This is a genomic window from Erwinia sp. TECH1 (assembly GCF_054057575.1).
Map to the genome: position 1 here is coordinate 2680767 of NZ_JBSRZK010000001.1, position 26750 is coordinate 2707516.

At 55.0% G+C, this 26750-nt stretch carries 24 protein-coding genes and 1 pseudogene; 16 read left to right on the forward strand and 9 right to left on the reverse strand.

The features are described 5' to 3' along the window. The first annotated feature begins 65 nt into the window (after positions 1-65). Both ansA and pncA read left to right on the forward strand, forming a co-directional pair. Entirely contained in the window at positions 66-1085 is a 1020-nt protein-coding gene (ansA, locus tag ACVWZ0_RS12505; protein WP_253453753.1) for an asparaginase, read from the forward strand. Positions 1086-1092: 7 nt separating this feature from the next. Then, complete coding sequence (gene pncA / locus ACVWZ0_RS12510) at positions 1093-1701, forward strand: bifunctional nicotinamidase/pyrazinamidase (protein ID WP_253453750.1); 609 nt, start codon at positions 1093-1095, stop codon at positions 1699-1701. A 123-nt stretch (positions 1702-1824) separates the two neighbouring features. Here pncA and ACVWZ0_RS12515 read toward each other — a convergent pair whose 3' ends face one another. Next, on the reverse strand, positions 1825-2100 hold the full coding sequence (locus tag ACVWZ0_RS12515; RefSeq protein WP_253453748.1) for a YeaC family protein: 276 nt from the start codon (positions 2098-2100) through the stop codon (positions 1825-1827). Between the two features lie 5 nt (positions 2101-2105). Next, positions 2106-2510, reverse strand: a complete 405-nt coding sequence (msrB, locus tag ACVWZ0_RS12520) for a peptide-methionine (R)-S-oxide reductase MsrB (protein ID WP_125287764.1) — start codon at positions 2508-2510, stop codon at positions 2106-2108. A gap of 335 nt (positions 2511-2845) precedes the next feature. Here msrB and gapA point away from each other — a divergent pair, with 335 nt between their 5' ends. Together gapA and ACVWZ0_RS12530 are read left to right on the forward strand one after the other, a co-directional pair. Beyond that, positions 2846-3841: a glyceraldehyde-3-phosphate dehydrogenase gene (gene gapA / locus ACVWZ0_RS12525; protein WP_199746355.1), complete on the forward strand. Its 996-nt coding sequence runs from the start codon at positions 2846-2848 to the stop codon at positions 3839-3841. Positions 3842-3908: 67 nt separating this feature from the next. Next, positions 3909-4787, forward strand: coding sequence for a D-hexose-6-phosphate mutarotase (locus ACVWZ0_RS12530; protein WP_253453746.1), 879 nt, complete (start codon positions 3909-3911; stop codon positions 4785-4787). 33 nt (positions 4788-4820) lie between these two features. Here ACVWZ0_RS12530 and ACVWZ0_RS12535 read toward each other — a convergent pair whose 3' ends face one another. Together ACVWZ0_RS12535 and ACVWZ0_RS12540 are read right to left on the reverse strand one after the other, a co-directional pair. Continuing rightward, positions 4821-5669, reverse strand: coding sequence for an aldo/keto reductase (locus tag ACVWZ0_RS12535; RefSeq protein ID WP_301252801.1), 849 nt, complete (start codon positions 5667-5669; stop codon positions 4821-4823). A gap of 77 nt (positions 5670-5746) precedes the next feature. Further along, complete coding sequence (locus tag ACVWZ0_RS12540) at positions 5747-6496, reverse strand: MipA/OmpV family protein (RefSeq protein ID WP_253453742.1); 750 nt, start codon at positions 6494-6496, stop codon at positions 5747-5749. 47 nt (positions 6497-6543) lie between these two features. Between ACVWZ0_RS12540 and ACVWZ0_RS12545 the strand changes: the two genes are divergently transcribed. From ACVWZ0_RS12545 to ACVWZ0_RS12575, 7 genes are all read left to right on the forward strand, one after another. Then, on the forward strand, positions 6544-6756 hold the full coding sequence (locus ACVWZ0_RS12545) for a hypothetical protein (protein ID WP_253453740.1): 213 nt from the start codon (positions 6544-6546) through the stop codon (positions 6754-6756). Between the two features lie 171 nt (positions 6757-6927). Further along, positions 6928-8862, forward strand: a complete 1935-nt coding sequence (yeaG, locus tag ACVWZ0_RS12550; RefSeq protein WP_125287770.1) for a protein kinase YeaG — start codon at positions 6928-6930, stop codon at positions 8860-8862. Positions 8863-8932: 70 nt separating this feature from the next. Continuing rightward, positions 8933-10210, forward strand: a complete 1278-nt coding sequence (locus tag ACVWZ0_RS12555; protein WP_253453738.1) for a YeaH/YhbH family protein — start codon at positions 8933-8935, stop codon at positions 10208-10210. Positions 10211-10809: 599 nt separating this feature from the next. Continuing rightward, positions 10810-12537: a potassium/proton antiporter gene (locus ACVWZ0_RS12560; RefSeq protein ID WP_253453737.1), complete on the forward strand. Its 1728-nt coding sequence runs from the start codon at positions 10810-10812 to the stop codon at positions 12535-12537. A 67-nt stretch (positions 12538-12604) separates the two neighbouring features. After that, positions 12605-12838, forward strand: coding sequence for a DUF1480 family protein (locus ACVWZ0_RS12565; protein ID WP_253453735.1), 234 nt, complete (start codon positions 12605-12607; stop codon positions 12836-12838). A 386-nt stretch (positions 12839-13224) separates the two neighbouring features. Further along, positions 13225-14691 carry an undecaprenyl-phosphate galactose phosphotransferase WbaP gene (wbaP, locus tag ACVWZ0_RS12570; protein ID WP_253453732.1) on the forward strand — a complete coding sequence of 489 codons (1467 nt, stop codon included), beginning with the start codon at positions 13225-13227 and terminating at the stop codon, positions 14689-14691. A gap of 107 nt (positions 14692-14798) precedes the next feature. Then, the gene (locus ACVWZ0_RS12575) at positions 14799-15989 is read left to right on the forward strand and encodes a multidrug effflux MFS transporter (RefSeq protein ID WP_253453730.1); all 1191 of its coding nucleotides are present in this window, start codon (positions 14799-14801) and stop codon (positions 15987-15989) included. A 2-nt stretch (positions 15990-15991) separates the two neighbouring features. On the opposite strand, the gene dadX is transcribed toward ACVWZ0_RS12575, so the two are convergent. Both dadX and ACVWZ0_RS12585 read right to left on the reverse strand, forming a co-directional pair. After that, the gene (gene dadX / locus ACVWZ0_RS12580; RefSeq protein ID WP_253453727.1) at positions 15992-17062 is read right to left on the reverse strand and encodes a catabolic alanine racemase DadX; all 1071 of its coding nucleotides are present in this window, start codon (positions 17060-17062) and stop codon (positions 15992-15994) included. 24 nt (positions 17063-17086) lie between these two features. After that, positions 17087-18382, reverse strand: coding sequence for a D-amino acid dehydrogenase (locus tag ACVWZ0_RS12585; RefSeq protein ID WP_253453724.1), 1296 nt, complete (start codon positions 18380-18382; stop codon positions 17087-17089). A 524-nt stretch (positions 18383-18906) separates the two neighbouring features. On the opposite strand from ACVWZ0_RS12585, the gene ACVWZ0_RS12590 reads away from it, so the two are divergent. Further along, positions 18907-20442, forward strand: a complete 1536-nt coding sequence (locus tag ACVWZ0_RS12590; RefSeq protein WP_253453721.1) for a SpoVR family protein — start codon at positions 18907-18909, stop codon at positions 20440-20442. A 65-nt stretch (positions 20443-20507) separates the two neighbouring features. Here the strand turns inward: ACVWZ0_RS12590 and fadR are convergent, their stop codons facing one another. Continuing rightward, positions 20508-21224, reverse strand: a complete 717-nt coding sequence (gene fadR, locus ACVWZ0_RS12595) for a fatty acid metabolism transcriptional regulator FadR (RefSeq protein ID WP_253453719.1) — start codon at positions 21222-21224, stop codon at positions 20508-20510. A 302-nt stretch (positions 21225-21526) separates the two neighbouring features. Here fadR and dsbB point away from each other — a divergent pair. From dsbB to ACVWZ0_RS12610, 3 genes and pseudogenes are all read left to right on the forward strand, one after another. Next, positions 21527-22058: pseudogene (gene dsbB / locus ACVWZ0_RS12600) on the forward strand (disulfide bond formation protein DsbB). Positions 22059-22188: 130 nt separating this feature from the next. Continuing rightward, on the forward strand, positions 22189-22359 hold the full coding sequence (locus ACVWZ0_RS12605) for a hypothetical protein (RefSeq protein ID WP_253453713.1): 171 nt from the start codon (positions 22189-22191) through the stop codon (positions 22357-22359). A gap of 303 nt (positions 22360-22662) precedes the next feature. Then, entirely contained in the window at positions 22663-24897 is a 2235-nt protein-coding gene (locus ACVWZ0_RS12610; protein ID WP_253453710.1) for a hypothetical protein, read from the forward strand. Between the two features lie 97 nt (positions 24898-24994). Here ACVWZ0_RS12610 and aroD read toward each other — a convergent pair whose 3' ends face one another. Together aroD and ACVWZ0_RS12620 are read right to left on the reverse strand one after the other, a co-directional pair. Next, on the reverse strand, positions 24995-25879 hold the full coding sequence (gene aroD, locus ACVWZ0_RS12615) for a type I 3-dehydroquinate dehydratase (protein ID WP_253453707.1): 885 nt from the start codon (positions 25877-25879) through the stop codon (positions 24995-24997). Between the two features lie 90 nt (positions 25880-25969). After that, a complete protein-coding gene (locus ACVWZ0_RS12620) occupies positions 25970-26362 on the reverse strand; it encodes a hypothetical protein (RefSeq protein ID WP_253453704.1) in 393 nt (130 codons plus the stop codon). A gap of 234 nt (positions 26363-26596) precedes the next feature. On the opposite strand from ACVWZ0_RS12620, the gene ACVWZ0_RS12625 reads away from it, so the two are divergent. After that, the gene (locus ACVWZ0_RS12625) at positions 26597-26725 is read left to right on the forward strand and encodes a hypothetical protein (RefSeq protein WP_301289428.1); all 129 of its coding nucleotides are present in this window, start codon (positions 26597-26599) and stop codon (positions 26723-26725) included. Positions 26726-26750 lie beyond the last annotated feature (25 nt).

The window sequence follows — 26750 nt, forward strand, 5'->3', positions numbered from 1 at the left end:
TGGTCGGGCTGCTTTTCCCGGTTTTTCCCCTTATACTGCCCTCTTTTTCAAGCCTGAGTAATCACATGCAAAAAAAATCCATCTATGTAGCCTATACCGGCGGCACCATCGGGATGCAGCGTTCCGAGCATGGCTATGTGCCTGTTTCTGGTCATCTGCAAAATCAGCTGGCGAAGATGCCGGAATTCCATCGTGCCGAAATGCCGGATTTTACCATTCACGAGTACCAGCCGCTGATCGACTCTTCCGATATGACGCCGCAGGACTGGCAAACGATTGCGGATGATATTCAGGCTAATTATGATAATTACGACGGTTTCGTGATCCTGCACGGCACCGATACCATGGCGTTTACCGCCTCCGCGCTCTCTTTTATGCTGGAAAACCTGGCCAAGCCGGTAATTGTGACAGGGTCACAGATCCCACTGGCGGAGCTGCGTTCCGACGGTCAGCAAAACCTGCTTAATTCGCTGTTTGTCGCGGCTAACTATCCCATTAATGAAGTCGCCCTTTTCTTCAATAATCAGCTTTATCGCGGTAACCGCACCACTAAAGCCCATGCCGACGGCTTTAACGCTTTTGCCTCGCCTAACCTGGCGCCGCTGCTGGAAGCGGGTATCCATATTCGTCGTCTGAATACGCCTCCGGCTCCTGGCGGCCAGGGACCGCTCATTGTGCGCTCGATTACGCCTCAGCCTGTCGGCGTCGTCACGATCTATCCGGGAATTTCTGCCGACGTGGTGAGCAACTTCCTGCGCCAGCCGGTAAAAGCGCTGATCCTGCGCTCCTACGGGGTTGGCAATGCGCCGCAGAATCCGGCTTTCCTGAAAGAGCTGCAAGAAGCTTCCGATCGCGGCATTGTCGTGGTGAACCTGACGCAATGTATGTCCGGCAAGGTAAACATGGGCGGCTATGCGACGGGGAACGCGCTGGCGCTGGCGGGCGTGGTAAGCGGCTACGATATGACCGTGGAGGCAACGCTGACCAAGCTGCACTTCCTGCTCAGCCAGAACCTTTCCAGCGATGAAGTTCGCCAGCAAATGCAGGTGAATTTGCGCGGTGAGCTGACTCCTGACGAAAAGTGAGATAAGCATGAACCAGGCCCTGATCCTGATCGATCTGCAAAATGATTTTTGCCCCGGCGGCGCGCTGGCCGTGAAGGACGGCGACAGCACCCTCGCCGTCGCTAACCAATATGCGGCAGAATTTCATCGGCTTCAGCGGCCGGTGGTGGCAACGCTGGACTGGCATCCGGCTAACCACGGCAGCTTTGCGTCAGTGTCGGGGCAATCGGTGGGCACGCTGGGCGAACTGGACGGCCTGCCGCAAATAGGGTGGCCGGATCATTGCGTGCAGCATAGCGCAGGCGCAGAGCTGCACCCTGAGCTGGATCGGCGCTATCTGACCACACAGATTTATAAAGGCGAGCAGCCGCTTATCGACAGCTATAGCGCATTTTTCGATAACGGCCACCGCAACAAAACAAGGCTGGATAGCTGGTTGAAGAGCCGTGGCGTCACCAGCCTGACGATGATGGGCCTGGCGACGGACTACTGTGTAAAATATAGTGTGCTGGACGCGCTGGCGCTCGGTTATCAGGTTCAGGTCGTCGCCGCAGGCTGTCGGGGCGTAAACCTGTCACCGCAGGACAGTGAAATCGCGCTGGCAGAAATGGCGGCTAAAGGCGCAGTCATTATTTAAACGGCGCCGCAGACGCTGCCTCGTTCGGCGTCGCATCCATGCAGCTTTTAGTCACCAGGCTAAGAGGGCCCGCTCGCCCGGTTATCAATACGTAGCCGGGCTTTATCACGGCATCAAACGATGTTAGTGCAGTCTGATAGGCGTGATGTCGTCGTCGATGCCAAATTCCTCTTTCAGCTGTTTCTTGCTTTTGGTCACCATTTCGCCGCCCTTGCCCACGCTCATATGCTGCGGCTCGTCGTTGTGACGCGCCTGCCATAGCATCACCAGCTGCAGGCTATTCTCTTTCTGCTCCGGAGTCAGGGCCACGCCGTCGGCCCATTTACCGGTTTCTACCGCCGTAGCCAGACGCTGATAAACCTCGGGCGTCATGGCAGCAATGATCTCATCCAGCTCCATAACGTCTATCCTTTAATCTGAGTGCCATCTTCATCGGTGAAACTTAATGAAGCAGAGTTGACGCAGTAGCGCTCGCCTGTCGGCTGAGGGCCGTCGGGAAAAACGTGCCCCAGATGGGCATCGCAGGTACCGCAACGGATCTCGATTCGCTGCATCCCGTGCGAGTCATCTTCCAGATAGCGGATGGCGTCATCGCTGTAGGGCTGATAAAAACTCGGCCAGCCGCAGCCGGAATCATACTTGGTGCCGGACAGAAACAGCGGCGAGTTGCAAACGAGGCAGTGATAAATCCCTTCGTGCTTGTTATGCAGCAGCTTGCCGGAGTACGGCGGCTCTGTCCCGCGCTGCTGAGTGACGTAGCGCTGCATTTCGTTTAGATCGGTTTCAGGTTTCAGTGGGCGTTCGGCCATATCAGGTATCTCTGGCAAAGTGGTCTGAAGATTTCTACATTCTAACAAATGCATAACAACGTCAGGGGATTTTTCATGCTCAGGCGGAGTCTGAAAGTAAGCAGGCAATGAAATTGTGACCTGGATCACCCTTTAAAATCCCGACCCCTTTATATTCGGGCCGAATGCCCCAAACTAAAGGTAAGACGCTCGTCGCGGAAGGCGTTTTCAGGCGATTATTCCTGCTCCAGGGTTTGATTTGTCGCAACTATTGAAGCGATTCCGCTTGACGCCTGATAAGGTTTTTGTAATTTTACAGCCAACCTTTTATTCACTAACAACAGCTGGTGGAATATATGACTATCAAAGTAGGTATCAACGGTTTTGGCCGCATCGGTCGCATCGTTTTCCGTGCTGCTCAGCAGCGTTCTGACGTAGAAATCGTTGCAATCAACGATCTGCTGGACGCCGAGTACATGGCTTACATGCTGAAGTATGACTCTACTCACGGTCGTTTCGACGGCACCGTAGAAGTTAAAGATGGCCATCTGGTTGTTAACGGCAAAACCATCCGTGTTACCGCTGAAAGAGATCCAGCTAACCTGAAGTGGGACGAAGTCGGTGTTGACGTGGTTGCCGAAGCAACAGGTATCTTCCTGACCGACGAAACCGCTCGTAAACACATCCAGGCTGGCGCGAAGAAAGTTGTTCTGACCGGTCCTTCCAAAGATGACACCCCAATGTTCGTTATGGGTGTTAACCACAAGGCGTATGCTGGCCAGGAAATCGTGTCTAACGCATCCTGCACCACCAACTGCCTGGCACCGCTGGCAAAAGTTATCAACGACAAGTTCGGCATCGTTGAAGCGCTGATGACCACCGTTCACGCTACCACCGCTACCCAGAAAACCGTTGACGGCCCGTCTCACAAAGACTGGCGCGGCGGCCGTGGCGCATCTCAGAACATCATCCCATCTTCTACCGGCGCAGCTAAAGCGGTAGGTAAAGTGATCCCTGAGCTGAACGGCAAACTGACCGGTATGGCTTTCCGCGTACCTACTCCTAACGTTTCCGTGGTTGACCTGACCGCGCGTCTGGCTAAGCCTGCTTCTTACAAAGAAATTTGTGAAGCTATCAAGGCAGCGGCTGAAGGCGAGCTGAAAGGCATCCTGGGCTATACCGAAGACGAAGTGGTTTCTACCGATTTCAACGGCGAAACCCTGACTTCCGTATTCGATGCTAAAGCCGGTATCGCACTGAGCGACACCTTTGTTAAGCTGGTTTCCTGGTACGATAACGAAACCGGTTACTCTAACAAGGTTCTGGATCTGATCGCACATATCGCAAAATAATCGCGATTAGCTGATTCTGAGGGCGACTGCGGTCGCCCTTTTTTTTCGCTGAATAACAGGAGCTCCGATGAACGAAAAACTTTTTTCGCTGCCCGTAGCCGACCAAATCACGCCCTATATTTCACTGCGCTTAATGGGCGAGCTGCCCGTAGTCGTTATCGCGCATCCGAAGGTGCGCGCGGCGGTGACGCTTCAGGGCGCGCAGCTGGTTGCCTGGCAGCCCAGCGGCGAGAAACCGGTTATCTGGCTGAGTGAGAAAACGGCGTGGACGTCTGGCAAAGCCATTCGCGGCGGCGTGCCCGTCTGCTGGCCATGGTTTGGCCCGGCCGGCGAACCGGCGCACGGCTTTGCCCGCTCGCTGCCCTGGACGCTGTCGGCGCACGACGAGAACGAAGAAAGCGTGATGCTGACGCTGACGCTGGAAAGCAGCGAGCAGACGAAAAAATTCTGGCCGCACGATTTTACGCTGTTTGCCCGTTTCCGCTTCAGCGATCGCTGTGAAATTGAGCTGGAAGCGCACGGCGACTTTCAGGCCACCGGTGCCCTGCACACTTACTTTGCCGTTGAGGATATCGCGGGCGTAGAGGTGAGCGGACTGGGTCAGCCTTATATCGATAAGGTAAAAGAGAATGCTGAAGGCCGTGCCGAAAACGGCAGGCAAACCTATCCTGACCGCGTCGATCGCATATTTACCCAGCCGGAAGATTGCAGCACTATCCACGATACGGCGGGTAACAGGATCATAGAGGTTTATCATCACTATCATAGTGACGTTGTCACCTGGAATCCCGGCCCGGCGCTTTCGTGCAGCATGAGCGATATGGCAAACGAAGGCTATAAAAGCATGGTATGCGTGGAAACGGCTCACGTGACGCAGCCCATGGTCAGCGCGGGCGAGTCTCCGGCCCGGCTGGCAACCACGATTAAAGTGCGTAAACGCGCTTAGTGAAGACGGCGGGCCCAATGCCCGCCTGCGGTTCTACACCACGTCCAGCGGCATTTTGCGATTGGGCGGCGGGAAAGCTTCGTTGATTAACGCCAGCTCCTCATTGCTTAACACAACTTCCAGCGCGGCGGCGTTTTCAGCCACGTGCTGCAGCGAACTGGCTTTAGGGATCGCCATCACGCCTTCTTTGCGAATAACCCAGGCCAGCAGCAGCTGCGCCGTCGTAATGCCCTTTTGTTGTGCAATATTGTTCAGAACAGGATGGGTCAGCAAATCGTGCCGCAGTCGGCCAGCCTGCGCCAAAGGGCAATAGGCCATTACCGGGATCGCATGCTGCTGGCAGTCCGGCAATAAATCATACTCAATGCCGCGCGAAGCCAGATGGTAAAGCACCTGATTAGCCGCGCAGGCGTTGCCCCCCTCTTCGGCCAGCAGTTCTTTTAAGTCGCTACTGTCAAAATTTGACACGCCCCAGCGTCGAATTTTGCCTGCCTGCTGTAGCTTTTCCATCGCCGTGATGGTTTCTTCCAGCGGAACAGTGCCGCGCCAGTGGAGAAGATAAAGATCGAGATAGTCAGTTTGCAGACGACGTAAGCTGCGTTCGCAGGCTTCTACGGCATCCACTACGCCCGCGTTCCACGGATAAACTTTTGAAACCAGCCAGGCGCTGTCGCGACGGCCGCGCAGCGCTTCGCCTACCACCTCTTCCGCGCCGCCGTCCGCATACATTTCAGCGGTATCAATCAGCTTCAGCCCGTGCTCAAGGCCGGCCTGCAATGCCGCGACTTCCTGGCCTCGCTTGCTGCTTTCCTCGCCCATATACCAGGTTCCCTGGCCGATAGCCGGTACGCTCTGGTCGGAGAAAGTTACGGTTTTGGTCATCATGCCCTCCTGCACTGTTTCAGATCGCCATCATGATGCAAAAGGGCGCTGAGCGCCCTTTTATGATGCAGCCTTAATTAAAAGGTGTAGCTGATGCCGGTCCAGACGCTGACCTGAGAATCTTTGTCCACCATCGGGCTGTCTTTGACCTCGTCGCTCAGGCGCGTATAGCGACCGGCAACCGTGGCGTTCCAGCTCTGATTAATCGACCAGGCAGCCGTCAGCTCCAGGTAAGGGTTCCAGCTGTCGTCGGCCTCGTAGCTGCGCAATCCGCTACGGCGCGATTCATTCTTAGAAACGCCATAATAGTAATCGTTCTGGTTTTCGCTGCTGTAGAGCGCGCCGATGCCCGGCGTCAGGCTGAAATCGCCGAAGTGGAAGCTGTAGAGATAAGTCAGATCCCAGATATAGCCGTCGCTGTTATCCAGCATATCGCCAGCCAGCACCGTCCTGATCGTACCCCAGTCAGCCGTATGGCGATAAGCCAGGCCGCCCATCAGCGTCATATGACGCTTATCCAGCGCTTTCAGCTGTTTATTGTCGGTATCATCGGGATCGAAGTTCTGCGGCGAGCCCAACACCGTCAGCGACAGCTGATCCTGTGAATCTTTCCAGAGGTAGTAGCCCGCCGTCAGGCTGCGCACATAAAAGCTGTCGCCTTCATAGTTAATGACCGGTACCGGGTAATAACGATCGTCACCACCTTTGTAAGGGCTTTGGCTGTAAATCACCGAGGCGCCAAGCGTTAACGGATTAGCATGAGCTACGCCAGCGGTAAAACAAACGGGTAAAAGCGCGGCAAGCGCGCTAACTTTGAAATAGTTCACAATTAATTCATTCCATAAATATAACAATCAGCAGAGTGAGTTTATCAGTGTTACATCATTTGTTTAAAATTTTAAAGATTCTGCCGCACGCAGAATCAACTTTAACGCTGCCAGCGCCTGAAGATACCAGGCGTGCTTATTTACAAAATCCCGCCAGCCCGCATCAGGCAAGGGGCAGCGCTAAGATCAATTCTGACTTTGTTATTGAAATTGCATCAGAAATGCGAGGAGGTTCAGGAAATTTCCTGAATGCCAACTAAGCTTTAATCAAAGACGCTAAGTTTGAAGAGCAGAGTAACCATCTTTGTTGTGTATCCCGATTAGAAGTCAGGTTGGCATAAGGGTTGCTGTACTCATTATAAGTTCCTTCAGGGGCTTTCCCTCATTAGGCTCCTGGTACCTGTGCTAAAAACGAAAGGACGGGCATCGCTATGAATATATTCGATCACTATCGTCAGCGTTATGAAGCTGCCAAGGACGAAGAGTTCACACTGCAGGAATTTCTTACCGTTTGCCGGCAAGATCGTAGTGCATACGCCAACGCGGCAGAAAGGCTATTAATGGCTATTGGTGAGCCAATAATGGTCGATACTGCTCAGGAGCCACGCCTTTCCCGACTGTTTTCCAATCGCGTCATTGCACGCTATCCCGCCTTTGAGGAGTTTTACGGCATGGAGGAAGCGATTGAGCAAATCGTTTCTTATCTGAAGCATGCCGCGCAGGGGCTGGAAGAGAAGAAACAGATCCTCTATCTGCTGGGCCCGGTGGGCGGCGGTAAATCTTCGCTTGCCGAGCGTCTGAAATCTTTGATGCAGCGCGTACCCATTTACGTGCTCAGCGCCGACGGCGAACGTAGCCCGGTCAACGATCATCCGCTGTGCCTGTTTAACCCGCAGGAAGACGCCAATATCCTTGAAAAAGAGTACGGCGTGCCGCGGCGTTACCTCGGCACCATTATGTCGCCCTGGGCGGCCAAACGGCTGCATGAGTTTGGCGGCGATATCTCCCGCTTTAAAGTTGTAAAAGTCTGGCCGTCGATTCTGGAACAGCTCGCCATTGCCAAAACCGAACCGGGCGATGAAAACAACCAGGATATTTCCGCGCTGGTAGGTAAAGTAGATATCCGTAAACTGGAGAACCACGCACAGAACGATCCGGACGCCTATGGCTATTCTGGCGCGCTGTGCCGGGCTAACCAGGGGATTATGGAATTCGTAGAGATGTTTAAAGCGCCAATCAAGGTGCTGCATCCTTTACTGACGGCGACCCAGGAAGGTAACTATAACGGTACCGAAGGGATTTCCGCCCTGCCTTTCAACGGCATCATTCTGGCGCACTCCAACGAATCAGAATGGGTGACCTTCCGTAATAACAAAAACAACGAGGCGTTTCTTGACCGTGTTTATATCGTCAAGGTGCCTTACTGCCTGCGCGTGTCGGAAGAGATCAAGATCTACGACAAGCTGCTTGACCACAGTGAGCTGACGCACGCGCCATGCGCGCCCGGCACGCTGGAAACGCTGGCGCGCTTCTCCATTCTTTCTCGCCTGAAAGAGCCGGAAAACTCCAGCACCTACTCGAAAATGCGCGTCTATGACGGCGAAAGCCTGAAAGATACCGATCCAAAAGCTAAATCCTACCAGGAATACCGTGATTACGCCGGGGTCGATGAAGGGATGAACGGTTTATCCACCCGCTTCGCCTTTAAAATCCTGTCCCGCGTGTTTAACTTCGATCATACCGAAGTTGCCGCCAACCCGGTGCATTTGTTCTACGTGCTGGAGCAGCAGATCGAACGCGAACAGTTCCCGCAGGATTTAGCCGAAAAATACCTTGAGCACCTGAAAGGCTATCTGATCCCGAAATATGCCGAGTTTATTGGCAAAGAGATCCAGACCGCCTACCTGGAATCTTATTCAGAGTACGGTCAGAATATCTTTGACCGCTACGTAACCTATGCCGATTTCTGGATCCAGGATCAGGAATACCGCGACCCGGATACCGGCCAGCTGTTCGACCGTGAATCGCTGAATGCGGAGCTGGAAAAAATCGAGAAGCCTGCCGGGATCAGCAATCCGAAAGACTTCCGTAACGAAATCGTCAACTTTGTGCTGCGTGCCCGTGCCCACAACAGCGGGCGTAATCCAAACTGGACCAGCTATGAAAAACTGCGCACGGTAATCGAGAAGAAAATGTTCTCGAATACCGAGGAACTGCTGCCGGTTATTTCGTTCAATGCCAAAACGTCCACGGATGAACAGAAAAAACATGATGATTTCGTCGACCGTATGATGGAAAAAGGCTATACCCGCAAGCAGGTTCGTCTGCTGTGCGAATGGTATCTGCGCGTGAGAAAATCATCCTAAACCCGACTTCATAAATGCATTCCCGTGGGTCAGCAAACCTGGCCCAACGGCAACGTTGTTTGGGGGAATTATGGCCTATTTTATCGATCGGCGTCTTAACGGTAAAAACAAAAGCGCGGTGAACCGTCAGCGCTTTTTACGCCGCTATAAGTCGCAAATCAAACAGTCGATCTCCGAGGCCATTAATAAGCGTTCGGTAACCGACATTGAGAGCGGCGAGTCAGTTTCTATCCCCGTTGATGATATCAACGAACCGGTATTTCATCAGGGCCGTGGCGGCCAGCGCCATCGCGTGCATCCCGGCAATGACCATTTTGTGCAAAACGATCGTGTCGAACGCCCTCAGGGAGGCGGCGGCGGCGGCGGTAGCGGACAGGGCAATGCCAGTCAGGATGGCGAGGGCAAAGATGAATTCGTCTTTAATATCTCTAAGGATGAGTATCTGGATCTGTTATTTGAAGATCTGGCCCTGCCGAACCTGAAAAAGAATCAGCATCGTCAGCTGAACGAGTACAAGGTGCATCGCGCCGGCTTCACCTCTAACGGCGTGCCGGCAAATATCAGCGTGGTGCGTTCGCTCCAGAACTCGCTGGCGCGGCGTACGGCCATGACAGCCGGGAAGCGGCGAATGCTGGGCGAGCTGGAGGCCGCGCTGGAAGCCGTGCAGAAAGCCGAACCGGCCCAGCTGCTGGAAGAAGAACGCCTGCGCCAGGAGATTGCCGACCTGCGCGCCCGTATTAAACGCGTGCCCTTTATTGATACCTTTGACCTGCGCTATAAAAACTTTGAGAAGCGTCCCGAACCGTCCAGCCAGGCCGTGATGTTCTGCCTGATGGACGTTTCCGGCTCCATGGATCAGGCCACCAAAGATATGGCTAAACGCTTTTATATTCTGCTCTATCTGTTCCTGAGCAGAACCTATAAAAATGTTGAGGTGGTCTATATTCGCCACCATACGCAGGCGAAAGAAGTGGACGAGCAGGAGTTCTTCTACTCGCAGGAAACGGGGGGCACTATTGTTTCCAGCGCCCTGAAGCTGATGGATGAAGTGGTGAAAGAGCGTTACGATCCGGCGCAGTGGAATATTTATGCTGCTCAGGCTTCCGATGGCGATAACTGGGCGGACGATTCACCGCTCTGTCATGAAATCCTGGCCAAGCATATTTTGCCGGTAGTGCGTTATTACAGCTACATCGAAATTACCCGCCGCGCCCATCAGACGCTGTGGCGCGAGTACGAGCATTTACAGGCGATGTTCGACAACTTTGCTATCCAACATATTCGTGAGCCGGAAGATATTTATCCGGTATTCCGTGAGCTTTTCCACAAGCAGGCGGAAAACGCCTGAAAGTAGTGATAAATCAGTCAGCATTTCGGGCTGGCTGATTTTCTTACCCGCTTAGCAACATTCAGCGCTGCCTGAAGCCGCCTTTCAACCCCGGGCTATTTACAGCTTTGGCAAAATGACGTGCCGGGCCGGGCAACGTACTTATGCCTGGGTCAGGCAGCAGCCTTCTGAAAAAACCTTGCTCCTGAAGAGTGGATTGCGTTTCGCTTTCGATGCTTAAGCGTTTTTACCCTTCTCTCAGCCTTCGCCGCCGTCAGGCCAGGCTTACGCTAAAAACGACGTCCGATGCAACGCTTACCGCTGCTGATTATGCAGTAAATACCCCTTCTTTCTCCCGTTTCGCTCCCATCCTTACCGCCAGTCCCTCTCAAGCTAACGACATTAATCGTATTCTGATGTCAAAAGCACAGGCTATTTGTTACTATTATTCCCGCGATCGTTCCAGAATTTCTAAATTATCATACACTTGTTAGCTGCAGCAGCAGAAAACACGCCAAAACAGCCGTGGCGAAACAAAATTGCCCCTATTCCTATATTCAGGGTATGCTTACGCCTCGCCATCGACGCAGTTTTTTTATCAGATACAGGAGATTGCCCCATTGGAAGCCAGTGCTATCTATAGTCTGTTTATCATCGGTTCAGTGCTGGTGGCGGCAAGCATCTTGCTCAGTTCCTTCTCTTCAAAGCTCGGCATCCCTATTCTGGTTATTTTCCTCGCGCTGGGCATGTTGGCCGGCGTGGACGGCATTGGCGGCATCGCTTTTGATAATTATCCTGCCGCTTACCTTATCAGTAACCTGGCGCTGGCGGTGATCCTGCTGGATGGCGGAATGCGCACCCAGGCCAGCTCGTTCAAAGTCGCGCTGGGCCCGGCGCTCTCGCTGTCGACCATCGGCGTGCTGATTACGGCCGGGCTGACCGGCATGGCGGCCGCCTGGCTGTTTAACCTGAGCATGATTGAGGGCTTCCTGGTCGGGGCGATTATCGGTTCGACCGACGCGGCGGCCGTATTTTCGCTGCTCGGCGGTAAAGGGCTGAATGAACGCGTCAGCGCCACGCTGGAAATGGAATCCGGCAGCAACGATCCTATGGCGGTGTTCCTGACCATTACGCTGATCGAAATGCTGGAACAGGGTCAGACCGGCCTGAGCTGGATGTTTATCGTGCATCTTATTCAGCAGTTTGGTTTGGGTATCGTGTTGGGCCTGGGCGGCGGCTGGGGGCTGTTGCAGCTGATTAATCGCGTCTCGCTGCCCAGCGGGCTTTATCCGCTGCTGGCCGTCAGCGGGGGCATTCTGGTGTTTGCGCTGACCACCGTGCTGGAAGGCAGCGGCATTCTGGCGGTCTATCTTTGCGGCTTCTGGCTGGGCAATAACCCAATCCGCAACCGGCACGGCATTCTGCAAACCTTTGACGGCATGGCCTGGCTGAGCCAGATCGGTATGTTCCTGGTGCTGGGGCTGCTGGTGAATCCTACCGATCTCTGGAATATCGCCTTACCGGCCATGCTGCTGTCGCTGTGGCTGATCCTGTTTGCCCGTCCGCTCTCCGTTTTTGTCGGCCTGCTGCCGTTTCGTGGGTTTACCACGCGTGAGCGCTTCTTTATCAGCTGGGTTGGTCTGCGCGGTGCGGTGCCTATTATCCTGGCGGTTTTCCCGATGATGGCCGGACTGCCGCATGCCTCGCTGTTCTTTAACATCGCATTCTTTGTGGTGCTGGTTTCGCTGATGGTACAGGGAACCTCTCTCGGCTATGCTGCCCGCAAAGCCAGGGTGATCGTGCCGCCTACCGCCTCGCCTGTTTCCCGCGTGGGCCTGGATATCCACCCTGAGAATCCCTGGGAGCAGTTTGTCTACCAGCTGGGCGCTGATAAATGGTGTATCGGCGCCGCGCTACGCGAGCTGAAAATGCCGCGCGAGACGCGTATCGCCGCGCTTTTCCGCGATAATCTGCTGCTGCATCCAACCGGCAATACCCGTCTGCGCGAAGGCGACGTGCTGTGCGTGATTGGCCGCGAAAAGGATCTGCCGGAACTGGGCAAACTGTTCAGCCAGTCGCCGCCCGTTTCGCTCGATCAGCGCTTCTTTGGCGACTTTATTCTTCAGGCCGATGCTCGCCTGCACGACGTTTCAGAAATTTACGGTATCGAGCTGGATGAAGAGATGAATATGCAGCAGACGCTCGGGCATCTGGTCGCCAGCATGATCGGCGGCGCGCCGGTGGTCGGCGATCAGGTGGAATGGAAAAACATGATTTGGACCGTGGCGGAAAAGCAGGATAACGAAATAGTGAAAATCGGCGTGCGGATGGCGGAAGAGCGAGAATAATCCTGGGGCCGACTGGCAAATAACGACTACGCTTAAAGTTCGTGTCTAATCCGGAAGGGAGAAAATCATGGGTCATGTCGTAAAGATTGGTCGCTATGAAATTATCGACGCAGAGCTGGATGCGCAAAATGTCGATACGGTCATTATTCCCTGCAAGACCAACCCGGCGCTGAGCTATCAACTCGACGGGTGGGATAATGAGACCAGCGTGCCCGCCTGGATTGATGGCGAACCTGTCGATCTGGCTATCGGTCACTACGATACCGAGCAGGATCAGTGGGTACTGAAAAAGCCAGCCTGAATCTGAACCAAAGCCAATTATCTTGCCGCCGCGTTATTTCGCGGCGGTGAGCTATAATAATGTCTTATATTTGTTATATGCCTGTCATAAATTATCTTTTGCAATTTAATTTCCCGCTTCGTTTACTTTCCATTTCCTTTCAAAAAGCATTTTTCCCATTTTAGGAATTACCCGTATTAACTAACTCTCTGCTCTCCTGCATACTCTGTCACTGCTTCATGATGAAACAACGCCGACGTGTTTCATTTATTTAATCTCCTGAAACATACGGCCGTTAACTATTTAATACGCTGAAATTAAAACACTTAATTTCAGTATGATAACCCCTGAACGCGTGCTTGATCCTCGTCAGGTCAGCAATCCCTTATGAAAAGAGAGCAGGCATTATGGCAAGTACTCTGGTACTGAATGACCGTCGCCGCGCATTTAGCGGCACCCGGAAAAACATTATCGCCAAGCTGGCATTAAGTCTTAGCGACTTAATCTCCATTAACCTGGCGCTGTTTTTATCCACGGCAACCGTACGAGGTATTTGGGGGAACCTGGATATATTTCTTCCCCCGCAGGAAGTGCAAATACGCTTTACCGCCCAGTTTGTGATGTCCGTAGTCTGTACGGCCTGGTTCTGGATGCGGCTTCGTCACTATACCTACCGCAAGCCTTTCTGGTTTGAGCTGAAAGAGATTATTAAAACCCTGGTAATTTTCTCCCTGCTCGACCTGGCGCTGATTGCGTTTTCAAAATGGGATTTCTCCCGTCTGCTGTGGAGCTTCACCTGGATCTATGCGCTGGTCCTGGTGCCGCTGCTGCGCTCCAGCGTCAAGCACGCCATTCTGAAAGCGGGACAGTGGCAGAAGCAAACTATCATCATCGGCTCCGGTAAAAACGCCCGCGAAGCCTATGCGGCGCTGCAAAGCGAAGAGATCCTGGGCTATGAGGTAAAAGCTTTTGTCGCCTCTAACGGCCATACCGGCGCGGAAAGCCTGAACGGCGTGCCGGTTATTACCGCGAAGGACATCGTCTGGGACACGGTCGATCTGGAAAACACCCAGTTTATCGTTGCCATGGAGTACGAGCAGCAGGCGATGCGCGATAAGTGGCTCAAGCTGCTGTCGAAAAAGAAATGCCGCAGCGTTTCGGTCGTCCCGACGCTGCGCGGTGTGCCGCTCTACGGCACCGATATGTCTTTTATCTTCAGTCATGAAGTGATGATCCTGCGCGTCAGCAATAACCTGGCCAAACGCTCTTCACGCTTCCTGAAGCGCGTGTTCGACGTGGTGGTCGCCTCGCTGCTGCTGCTGTTCCTGGCCCCGGCTTTCGGCCTGATCTGCTGGCTGGTGGGCCGGGACGGCGGTAACAAAATTTACGGTCACGAACGCGTCGGTCAGGACGGCAAGAAGTTTAAATGCCTGAAGTTCCGCTCAATGGTCACCAACTCGAAAGAGGTGCTGGAAGAGCTATTGGCAACCAGCGCCGAAGCGCGCGCCGAATGGGATAAAGACTTCAAGCTGAAAAACGATCCACGCGTAACCAAAATCGGTGCTTTCCTGCGTAAAACCAGCCTGGACGAGCTGCCGCAGCTATGGAACGTGATCCGTGGCGAGATGAGCCTGGTCGGGCCGCGTCCGGTGATTGAAGCGGAGCTGGAGCGCTACGCGGGCGACGTTGACTATTATCTGATGGCGAAACCGGGGATGACCGGCCTGTGGCAGGTTAGCGGCCGTAACGATATCGACTACGATACCCGCGTCTATTTCGACTCCTGGTATGTGAAAAACTGGGCGCTGTGGACGGATATCGCCATCCTGTTTAAAACGGCTGGCGTGGTGCTGCGTCGCGACGGCGCTTACTGAGTTCCGGGGCGGCTGCTGCGGCACCGCCCCATAAGTTTTCCTTTTCTTTTCTCCCCGTTATCACTACTCTGTGCGGCTTGCTTTTTTTACTGGACGCCGCCGACTCGATGCAAAAATTCACCTTACTTCTTCTCAGCCTGGTTCTGTTAGCACCGCTTGGCATCGATCTTTATTTGCCTACGCTGCCCGATATCGCGCTTGGGCTGAATACGCCGGTCAGCACCGTGCAAACGACTATTCCTCTGTTTCTGCTGGTGATGGGCCTGGGGCAGATTGTCGCCGGCCCGCTGGTGGATAACCTGGGCAGAAAGCCCGTGGCGCTGGCCGGGCTGCTGCTGTATATCGTTGGCAGCGTGCTGGCCGCCACCGCTTCCGGCTGGCCGCAGTTCCTCTGCGCGCGCGTGGTGCAGGGCTGCGCCGTTTGCTGTACCGCCGTGGTCGCCTTCAGCGGCGTGCGCGACAGGCTTGACGGCGACGATGCCGCCCGCGCCTATGGTTTTCTGAACGGCGCGCTGAATATCGTGCCCGCGCTGGCGCCAATGCTGGGCGGCTTTCTTGCCGAGGCCTTTGGCTGGCGCGCGCCCTTCTGGTTTTTAACCGCCTATGCGGTCGTCATTGGTCTGCTGGTGATTTTCTTTTTACCGGAGACCCGCCCGGCAGGCACGCTGGCCGTAAAAGGCATTCCGCTGCGTCAGTACTGGCAGATCCTGCGTCAGCCTCGCTTCCTGGCTTTCGCCTTTGCCAACGCGGGCGCGCTGGGGATGGTATTAACTTACGTCTCGCTGGCGCCGCAGGTGCTGATGACCGAGGGCCAGCTCTCTGCGCTGCAGTTCTCCATCGCCTTTGGCGCCAACGGTTTCTGGATCATGCTGGTCAGCGTGCTGGTGAATAAGATGATCCGCAAGCTGGGTCGCCCGATTTGTCTGGCGACGGGCAGCGTGGCGATGACGCTGGGCGCGGTGATGCTGTTGGGCGGCGTGCTGCTGTTACCGCTGGCATGGCAGCATCACTGGGCGCTCTATATGCTGCCGGTGGCGGTATCCGTCGCCGGGCTGGCTTTTACCGTCGGCCCGGCCACCAGCTACGCGCTGGAGCCCTATCAGAAACAGGCGGGCGTCGCTTCCGCGCTGGCGGGCTTTATCCAGATGGCCGGCGGCGCGTCGGGTGGGCTGTTGGCGATGGCGCTGCCGCTGGCGGAAAAATCCGCGCTGGCGCTGATGATGGTGGTGGGCGCGATACTGACGGGAACGGCCTGGTACTACAGTAAAAAAGTGCGCGGCACGCTGACCGCGCTTTAACTTTAAACGACGTTTACCGGTACACGAGGCGCGAGCGCGCACATCAGCTCATAGCCTACCGTACCGGCCGCTTTTGCCACCTCGTCGATTTTGATGTTGTTACCCCACAGCTCCACCTGAGTACCGATGCCCGCCTGCTGGCAGGGCGTCAAATCCACCGTGATCATATCCATGGAAACCGCGCCGACAATCTGCGTTCTGACGCCATCAACCCAAACCGGCGTGCCGGTTGGCGCATGGCGCGGATAGCCGTCGGCATAGCCGCAGGCAACGATGCCGATACGCTGCTCGTCGCTGGCGCGGTAGCGTGCGCCATACCCTACGCCATCGCCGCGCCTGAGCGACTGGACGCCGATGATTTCACCGTTCAGCGTCATGGCTGGCCGTAGCCCGCTGCTGGCGACATCCTGCCAGTCGCCGCTTGGCGAAGCGCCATAGAGGATAATGCCCGGACGCACCCAGTCGTAATGGGTGTGGCTGTGCCACAACGTCGCCGCCGAATTCGCCAGCGAGCGCGGGCAGTTCAGCCCTTCCGCCGCCTGATTGATGCGCGCCATCGGCGCCGTCACGCCTTCATTGCTTTCCGCTTCGGCAAAATGCGCCATCAGCGTGATCTCGCCAACGTTCGGCAGCGTTTTAAGCTTGTGCCACACCTGCTGTACCAGCGCGGGCTGAAAGCCAAGACGGTTCATGCCGCTGTTCATTTTCAGGTAAATATCCAGCGGCGCGGAAAGCTTCGCCTTCGCCAACGCCTGGATCTGCCAGTTGCTGTGCACGCTGGTGGTCAGCCGGTAGCGATCCAGAATCGGCAGCTCGTCCGCATGGAAAAAACCTTCCAGCAGCAGGATGGGCTTATTCCAGCCGCTTTCGCGCAGCAGAATAGCCTCTTCAAGATTCAGCAGCGCAAAACCGTCGGTCTCTGACAGGCTTTGCCAGACGCGAGCGATACTGTGTCCGTAGGCGTTGGCTTTTACCACCGACCAGACGTGGGAGCGAGGAGCAGCCTGGCGGGCGACGGCCAGGTTATGCCGCAACGCGCTGGTGTCGATAGTTGCGACAATAGGACGAGACATAACTTCTCCTGTTATAAGCGGAAACTAGCGCGCGCCGTGCAGTATTGGGCCTGTAGTGGGCAGAAATCCCGGCAGATAACGCATAACCGATAAATCGTCAGCGGCAATCGCCGGAGCGCGTCCTGAGATAATATCAGAAAGCAGCTGTCCGGAGCCGCAGGCCATGGTCCAACCGAGCGTTCCGTGACCGGTATTCAGATAAAGATTTTTAAACGGCGTGCGGCCGACAATCGGCGTGCCGTCCGGGGTCATCGGACGCAGCCCGGTCCAGAACGTCGCCTGGGCGAGATCGCCGCCCTGCGGATAGAGATCCCGCACCACCATCTCCAGCGTTTCGCGTCTGGCGGGCAGCAGTTTGGTATTGAAGCCGACGATCTCCGCCATGCCGCCCACGCGGATCCGATTATCAAAACGCGTAATCGCCACTTTATAGGTTTCGTCCAGCACCGTGGAAACGGGCGCCGCCTCCGGATTGGTAATCGGGATAGTCAGCGAATAGCCTTTCAGCGGATAAACAGGGATAGCGATAATGTCGCGAAGCAGCGAAGTGGAATAAGAGCCGAACGCCACTACGTACGCGTCCGCCGTCACGATCTCAGCGCCGCATTTCACACCAACAATCTGGTTATGCTCCTGCAGCAGCGCGTCAACGGGCGTATTAAAGCGGAAAGTCACGCCTGCCGCCTTCGCCATCTCCGCCAGCCGACGGGTAAACAGCTGACAGTCGCCGGTTTCGTCGTTAGGCAGGCGCAGACCGCCGGTCAGCAGATGCCTAGTCGTCGCCAGCGCGGGTTCCGCTTCGGCCAGCTGGCTGGCTTCCAGCAGTTCATAGGGCACGCCCGCCTCTTTTAATACCGCAATATCCTTGGTGGCGCTTTCAAACTGCTGCGCGGTGCGGAAAAGCTGCAGCGTTCCACCCTGGCGTCCCTCATAGGCAATACCCGTCTCATGGCGCAGCGCCTTCATGCAGTCGCGGCTGTATTCGGCGATGCGCACCATGCGGCTTTTATTTTCCTGATAGTGGCGCATATCGCAGTTACGCAGCATTTGCCACATCCAGGCCAGTTGGAAACGGCTGCCGTCCGGGCGGATAGCCAGCGGCGCATGACGCTGAAACATCCATTTTATCGCCTTCAGCGGCACGCCGGGCGCCGCCCACGGTGCCGCATAGCCGGGCGAAATTTGTCCCGCGTTGCCCGCGCTGGTTTCCAGCGCCACGTCGGGCTGACGGTCGATAACCGTCACCTCATGCCCGCTTTGGGCCAGATACCAGGCGCTGGCCACGCCCACCACGCCACTTCCCAGAATGACAACTCGCATCGCTACTCCACCGCCGGTTTCTTAAAGATGAATACACTGGATACAGGCGGCCGCTGCGGTGAAAAAAGCTGCGGGATGACAGCGGACGCCCTGTAAAAATATTGCCCTTCTTTTTTACCCTGGGCGGGAATAAAAACAAGATGCCGATGATAAATCGGAGTTTAATATTGCAATAGTTGCGACGGCAGCAGCAAATAATCATGAAGGCGCTATTTATTCCTTTCCGCAGCAGAATATGATTACGCCATATTTTCCGCTTATATACAGGATATTATCCTGTCCGGATTATTATTTTTTGCGCTTTGCCTGACGTTAAAATGATTTTCCGGCTTCCGCTCTATTTTCTGCCGAAGATTTCCATTGTATTCCCCTGAGCGATCGGAGAGAGTGAACTATCATTGAGTTACTGGCTTCAATTCCAGGCCTGTTCCGACGGCGGCAGCGTCATGGCAGGTCGTAATGAAAACGGATGTTTGTCGCTACTGATGTAACGTCGAAAACCGGTTTTAAAAAAGGGGTGCGCTATGACGACTATCTTTGATGAGTCCATTACGAACAGCCAACGACTCAGCGACGGTCCCGACTGGACGTTCGATCTACTGGACGTCTACCTTGCAGAAATTGACCGCGTCGCCAAACTCTATCGCCTTGATACCTATCCGCATCAAATCGAAGTCATCACTTCTGAACAGATGATGGACGCTTATTCCAGCGTCGGGATGCCCATCAACTACGCGCACTGGTCATTCGGTAAAAAATTTATCGAAACCGAACAGCGCTATAAGCACGGTCAGCAGGGCCTGGCTTATGAAATCGTCATTAACTCCAATCCGTGTATCGCCTATCTGATGGAGGAAAATACCATCACTATGCAGGCGCTGGTGATGGCGCACGCCTGCTATGGCCATAACTCCTTTTTTAAAAATAACTACCTGTTCCGCAGCTGGACGGATGCCAGCTCTATCGTTGACTACCTGATTTTCGCCCGTAACTATATCAGCGAGTGTGAAGAGCGCTACGGCGTGGAGGAAGTCGAACGGCTACTGGATTCCTGCCATGCGCTGATGAACTATGGCGTCGATCGCTACAAGCGCCCGCAAAAGATCTCCTTGCAGGAGGAGAAGGCCCGTCAACGCAGCCGCGAAGAGTATCTGCAAAGCCAGGTGAACATGCTGTGGCGCACGCTGCCGCGTCGCGAAGCGGAGGCGACCCATACCGAAGCAGCACGCTATCCCAACGAGCCGCAGGAAAACCTGCTCTATTTTATGGAAAAAAACGCGCCTCTGCTGGAGTCGTGGCAGCGAGAAATCCTGCGTATCGTGCGTAAAGTCAGCCAGTATTTTTATCCGCAGAAGCAGACGCAGGTGATGAACGAGGGCTGGGCGACCTTCTGGCACTACACCATCCTTAATCATCTGTATGACGAGGGCAAAGTCAGCGAGCGCTTTATGCTGGAGTTTCTGCACAGCCATACCAACGTGGTTTATCAGCCGCCCTATAACAGCCAGTGGTATAACGGTATTAACCCTTACGCGCTGGGCTTCGCCATGTTTCAGGATATCAAGCGCATCTGTCAGGAGCCGACGGAAGAAGATCGTTACTGGTTCCCGGATATTGCCGGTTCAGACTGGCTGGAAACGCTGCACTTCGCGATGCGCGAGTTCAAGGACGAGAGCTTTATCAGCCAGTTCCTGTCGCCCAAAATCATGCGGGATTTCCGCCTGTTTACGGTGATGGATGACGATCGCAATAACTTCCTGGAAATTGCCGCTATCCATGACGAGGCGGGCTATCGGGCGATCCGTCAGCAGCTTTCCGCGCAGTATAATTTAAGCAACCTGGAGCCTAATATTCAGGTTTATGATGTCGATCTGCGCGGCGATCGCTCATTAACGCTGCGCTACGTGCCGCATAGCCGCGCGCCGCTGGATAAGAGCCGCCGCGAAGTGTTGAAGCACGTGCATCGCCTGTGGGGCTTTGATGTCCATCTGGAGCAGCAAAATGACGACGGCAGCACGGAAATCCTCGACCGCTGTCCGCCCCGCCCCACTTCCCTGTAATAACCTGAAAAGCCGGTGCTGAAGACCGGCTTTTTTACGGCTTATCCAGAGATTTTACAGGAATACTAACGACGTATGCCGGATTCAGCGGGCATGGTGTTTTGCATGCCGTGCCAGATTTCACCGCTGCGATGGCCGTAATCGCGCACCGTTTCCACAATCTTGTCCAGCTGCTGGGCCTGACAAATCGTCAGCAGCTGCTGATAGAATTCACGCGCCACGCGACGCGCTTCCGGATTTGAAAAATAGTGACGGCCTACGCGGGTGTACAGCCCTTTCAGCCCGTTAAGGATCAGGCCGTAGATAGGATTACCGGAGGCAAAAGCCAGCCCGCGAAAGATATTGTAATCCAGCTCGGTATAGGCTTCCGCCTTGTCTTCTACCTGCTGCGCGGTGACCAGAACCGCCTCAGCTTTATCCGGATGAATACGGATAGCGCGGCGAATAAATACGGAGGAAATATCGGTGCGAACCGAAAGCAGGCTGTCGATAAGCTGCGGCACGCTGTCATGATCGAGACGCGCCAGCGTTTCAAGGATGCTTAAGCCCGAGGTTTCCCAGAAATTATTTACCCGGGTCGGCTTGCCGTGTTGAATGGTCAGCCAGCCGTCGCGCGCCAGGCGCTGCAGCACCTCACGCAGCGTGGTGCGGGTCACGCCGATCAGCTCTGACAGCTCGCGCTCAGCAGGCAGAATTGACCCCGGCGGGAAGCGGCTGTTCCAGATACTTTCGATAATATATTCTTCAGCGAAGCCCGCAGGGCTCTGGGCCTTAATAACCATAGCGTATTGTTTCCGTTGCGTTCAGGGCTGCAAAAATTCGGCTCATCATACCAGATGGCTTAGCCGTCACCTAGACTGACGAAAGCGTAAAACGCTGCCGAAATCGCATTTCTCCTGAAATTAAGCCCTTGATTTACGTTATTAAGCCGTGGCCGCTTTCAGCGCGCCGTCGAAGCGATACATTTTTTTACACAGCGGCTAAGCCGCGCCGTATTCAGCAGCGTAAATTTACCGCATAGTGGCTGGCACGGCAGCCCTTTTGGTTTACACTGCCGGTTCAACGCTTATTACAGGGATTGATTATGTTGCACTATTTTAATAGCCGTTCTCGTGGTCGCGGCGCCTGGTTGCTGATGGCGCTGACGGCTTTTGCTCTGGAGATGGTTGCGCTCTATTTCCAGCACGTGATGCTGCTAAAGCCCTGCGTGATGTGTATTTACGAACGCTGCGCCCTGTTCGGTATTCTTGGCGCTGCGCTGGTGGGCGCTATTGCCCCCCAAAACGCCGTTGCGCTGGGTGGCGATCCTGATTTGGATCTATAGCGCCGTGGAAGGCGTGCGTCTGGCATGGGAGCATACGATGATCCAGCTGCATCCGAATCCTTTTACCACCTGTGATTTCGCCGCCCGCTTCCCGCAGTGGCTGCCTCTTGATAAGTGGCTGCCGTCGGTATTCGTTGCGACGGGCGACTGTGCGGAAAATCAGTGGTCGCTGTTTTCGCTGGGTATGCCGCAGTGGATGACGATTATCTTTGCCGCCTACCTCGTTGTCGCCCTGCTGGTGCTGCTTGCGCAGTTTTTCACGCCGAAAAAACGCGATCTTTTTTCCCGCTAAACGCACTCCTCCTCCCGGTCGTGCCCGTTGTCTGCGGGCGGCCGGGCTTTGCCTTTTCCCGCAGGCCGCGTTGTCAGCCCTTAACAAGGCGGCTACGCTTTAGGCATACTTCGATGCGAAAAGGGAAACTATGAAAAACATTGCGTTAGCCCTCTCCTTTGCTTTTTCCGTTACGCTACTCTCCGGCTGCGCCCACTGGGGCGCCAATGATACGCACAGCCCGCCGCCGGCGCCGCCGAGTGGACAGCAGCCTCCGGGCGCACCGGGCGGCAGCGGCCCTGTCGGTCAGCCTCAGTCCTGAACCCGCCTCCCCTGAAGTCACGCGCTCAGGGGATTTTTTTGCCTTTCTCCCTCCGGCACCTTAAAGCCAGTCCGGGTTCAGAACGTCATTTCACCGTTTACCTTCCCTTTTTTAACCTGCTTAAAACATAAGAAATATTGTTAAGTTAATATCACGCCGCTTATTAAATCGTAACGAGATAATCGTTTAACTACATGAAATAAATAATAAAAAACACTATTGCCAATTCTTCACCAAAGGAATACAGTGCAGTTACTGTATAAACATACAGTTAAAAACTCACTAACAAAGGATGGAAACATTATGGCTGATACACTGATTTTTAATGAAGTTGCTTCATTCGCCGCGCTGCGTGCCCGCAAACCTGCCGCTGAAGGCGAACGCGTTTTCCTGAGCTCCTGGAATGCCCGCGCTGCCGGCGACCGCTCTGTCACCTTCGGCGAAGGTTGGTTTACCGGTTATCTGGTCGCGGCGGCGGACGACGGCGGCTTTATCGCCAGCAACGGCGGCGCGTACCACTGGCGTCGCGACAGCGATATTGAAGCGTTAACCGTTCATGACTTCGGCGCCGTACCGGGCGGCAAGGTTGACTGCGCGCCTGCCGTTAAGGCGATGTATGAATTTATGACCGGCAGCTTCGCCCGCGGCTTTACCGACGGCCTTTCCAGCAAAGTCGGTATCCGTTTCGGCACGGGCACCTACCTGGTTAAGCCGCTCGACCTGCGCACCTATGGCGACAAAATCCCGGCCAACCATTCGGAACTGCCTTATAACCCAAGCGGCTACTTCGCTGCCGGCGATTTCGTGATGCGCGGCGTGACCACCAGCTTCGGCAAGCAGATCGGCACGCGTATTATCTCTGACAAATCCGCTTCGGCCGTGCTGGCGCTGAACCACCGCTACTTTTCCATCTACGGCATTGAGTGGGAAGGCCAGCAAACGGTGAAGCAGGACGAAAAAACCAATATGCTGATTGGCGCAACGGTGGGCGTATTTAACGATACCGCCTCCAATAAACAGCCGTTTATCACTAACGAATGCGTGGGCGGCACCTTTGCCAACGTCTCCTACTTTAAAGCCAGCAATACCGGTGAAGCGGCGATTTACTACCTCGACAGTCTTGACAGTAAATTCACCCAGATTTACTGCAGCCGCGTGGCGGGCCCGGTGATTAAGGTAGGCTGGAGCAACCGTCCGTCCGGCGCCTGGGATCACTCCACGGCGATTGAGCTTACGGAATTTAACTTCCAGTACTGCTACGCGCCAGCTATCTGGATCCCTCGTCATGGTCAGGGCCTGATCCGTAACGGCTGGATCGAACACAGCGCCGTTCCGATAGATATCAACAACGGCCAGTGGCTGATTGAAGCGCTGAGCATTGAGTCCTCTACCTACGATGCCGTGTTCTTTAATTCACGCGTTATTATGTCGCAATGGTCAAATCCGACCGGCGTGGAGTACGACCGCACTTCTGCGCCAGGCAGCGCAACCTGGTTCAGCTATCCGAAAAACCCGGACGGCAGCGATATTGTCGCCAGACTCTCCGGGTATGAAATGGGCATGTCGCTGTTTCAAAACAGCGGCACCTATCTGGACCATCCGCTGCGCGCGCAGTGGCTGAGCGGCGTGCTGCGCGGCACCATTGACAGCAGCCAGCGCTGGTTGAATATCGGTACGTTTCGGATGCCGAAAACCGGCAGCCACTGGAAAATTGAGGTGGACTGCCGCAGTACCTACGGCGGCATCGGTGGCGACACCGCCATGCCGATCCAGAACGACCGTGCAGCCGGTACGCTGCATATCCACGTAGCGCGTGGCGCGGGCTCGGTTCCGGCAGTAAGCTACTGGATGGAAGGCACGCCGGGTATTAGCGAAGTGCAGTATATCCCTCAGGATTTTAACGATATCCTGCCGGGCCTGTGGGTCAAGCTGCCTGATACCATTGCCGAATATGGCGTGCACGTTCGCGGCACTGGTGAAATGCGCGAAGATAACGGCAGCTGGGCAAGGTTTACGCCAAGCGGCGTGACGCAGAGCGCAGCGCCGGAAGGCGGCGTGGCGGCGCAGGCGCGGATGTCGATGAACAACGGCCTGGCCGGTTTTGGCGCACAGGATGATGTTGCCGGGATCAGTACTCGCTCCCAGGCCTCGACTACCGTGCCGGTTGAGCAATCTAAACCGCGGCAGTGGATGCGCATTAACATCAACGGAATTGAATACGCGATGCCTTATTACGCCTTTACGCCGCAGATTGACACCCAGCCGGCAGCCACGGTTTCCGTCGCGGCGGGCGGCACGTTAAATCTGACCGTTGCGGCTAAGGATGCCGCAACCTGGCAGTGGCAGAAGTCGACCAACGGCACTACCTGGACGAATATCGCCAATGCGAAAAGCGCCACCTGGAGCAAAGCAGCCGTGACTACCGCCGATGCCGGCCAGTATCGCTGCGTGATCAAGGGACAGGTCGGTGCCGTGGACGCCACCGTGACCACCAACCAGGTAACCACGAACGTCTCAGTGGTCACCGTCACCGCTTAATGCAGTACGGGGTGGCGACGCTTTGCGTCCCGCCCCCAGGCTACAGGCCGCATCGGAAACGATCTGCTCAGAACGTCAGGATGTGCCTGTAGCTGCCTTATGAACGCATTCCTTTATGTACCACCTCCAGCACCTTTCCCAGATCCTGTACGTCAACCTGCCCCGACGCCGAAGCGTCGCCAAACATAGCGAAAGTCAGCGCCGAACCGGACAATTCTCCGCTCATGCGTGACAGTACGCCCGTTTCACCCATCGACATCGTTAACAGCGGGCGCTGCGCATAATGCTGATGCATATCCAGCGTAGCGTTAAGCAGGGTCAGCACGTCTTCCGGGCCTTTCGGCATCGCCGCCAGCTTCAACACATCCGCGCCGCGCCGCTGCTGCTCGCTCAGGCGGGCGATAATTTCCTGAGCGGAAGGCGTAGCGTGCAGCTCATGGCTGGAGAGAATGATATGTTTACCCTGTTGATGCGCCAGCCCGATCAGCGGATCGGTCAGCGTGCTGTCGCGGTACATTTCAATATCCAGCAGATCGAACTGGCCAGCCGTCAGTAAGGCGTGATACAGCGCGGCATACTTCCGATCGCTGATGGCTTTCTTGCCGCCTTCGGCTTTGGTGCGAAACGTCAGCAGCAATAGCTTGTCGCCAAGACGCGAGAACACCTGCCGCGTTAAAGCCGCCATCGCGTCGGTATCGTCAACGTTGTCCAGCGGATCGAGCCTTAGCTCCAGCATATGAAAATCGCTTCTGTCCGCAATCTTATCAACGAAGGCTAAAACCGCCTTTTCGCTGCTGGCAGTGGTTGGAATAATTACTTTGGGCTGGCCTTCGCCAATAGCGATCCCTTTCAGTTTCAGAACGGGTTTATCAAGCTGAGGCGGTGTCGAAGCTTCGGAGGCCGCTGCGGCGGCAGGTGTGGAAGACGTAAGCGAAAGGGCGACCAGTGCGCCTCCGCAACCGATAAACTCTCTGCGATGCATAACGCTTTACCTCCCGGTTAAGGGTAAAGATTTTAAGCATAGCAAAGGAAATCAAGCCGGTAGCGCACTGCCCTTGACGGATGCCAGACGCTAATCGATCTTACGACAGTCGTACGAGCCGGAAATTTTTATCTGGCTGCGGCTGCTGCGCAATACCTCAACGTCCAGCGTGGCGCTACCCGCCTTATTCAGGTACGTCATCCCGTAATCGCCCTGAAACTTGGTAGCAGCCACGGTCCAGTGCATTTTCACATTGTCGACATCGCCTTTCTGCTGCAGCCAGCTGACCTGCTGCCTGCGGGTTTTTACGCCGTCCACGGTAGCCCAACTGCCGTTCGCCGTCTGCCCGGCCAGACGAAAAGGCCCGCATTTAATATCCGCCAAAGCAAGCTGTGGCAAAGCAAGTGCCACGGCAAGCATGGAAAGAAGGATCGGTTTCATTTTTACCTTGCGAATATAACTATCCATTGTAGAAGTGAGCATCTGGTGTTCCTTATTGAGTAAACTGCGGGCAATACCTGGAGCGGCATCAACGTCTACTGAATAATAGCTTACTTAGCGTTTAGCGCGGCGCACCCTGAGTTTAATTAGCCGACTTTTCTGTCATACCTCAGAAATAATGCAAATCTGACATCACTCCGGAAACAGCACATTATTCTGGCATCTCTGTTTTGTATGCCTATGCTTTATGCATTCTTACACCGATGAGCCGTCGCTATGCAAAATTTTGATCCGCAGATGCTGGTGCTGCTTTATTTTGTGCTGCCCGTCTGGCTTATTGCCGGTTTCGCCGACTATTTATGCCACAGAGCCACAAACATAGAGACCACCGCCGGGCTGAAATAAACCTTTATTCATCTTCTGATGTTTC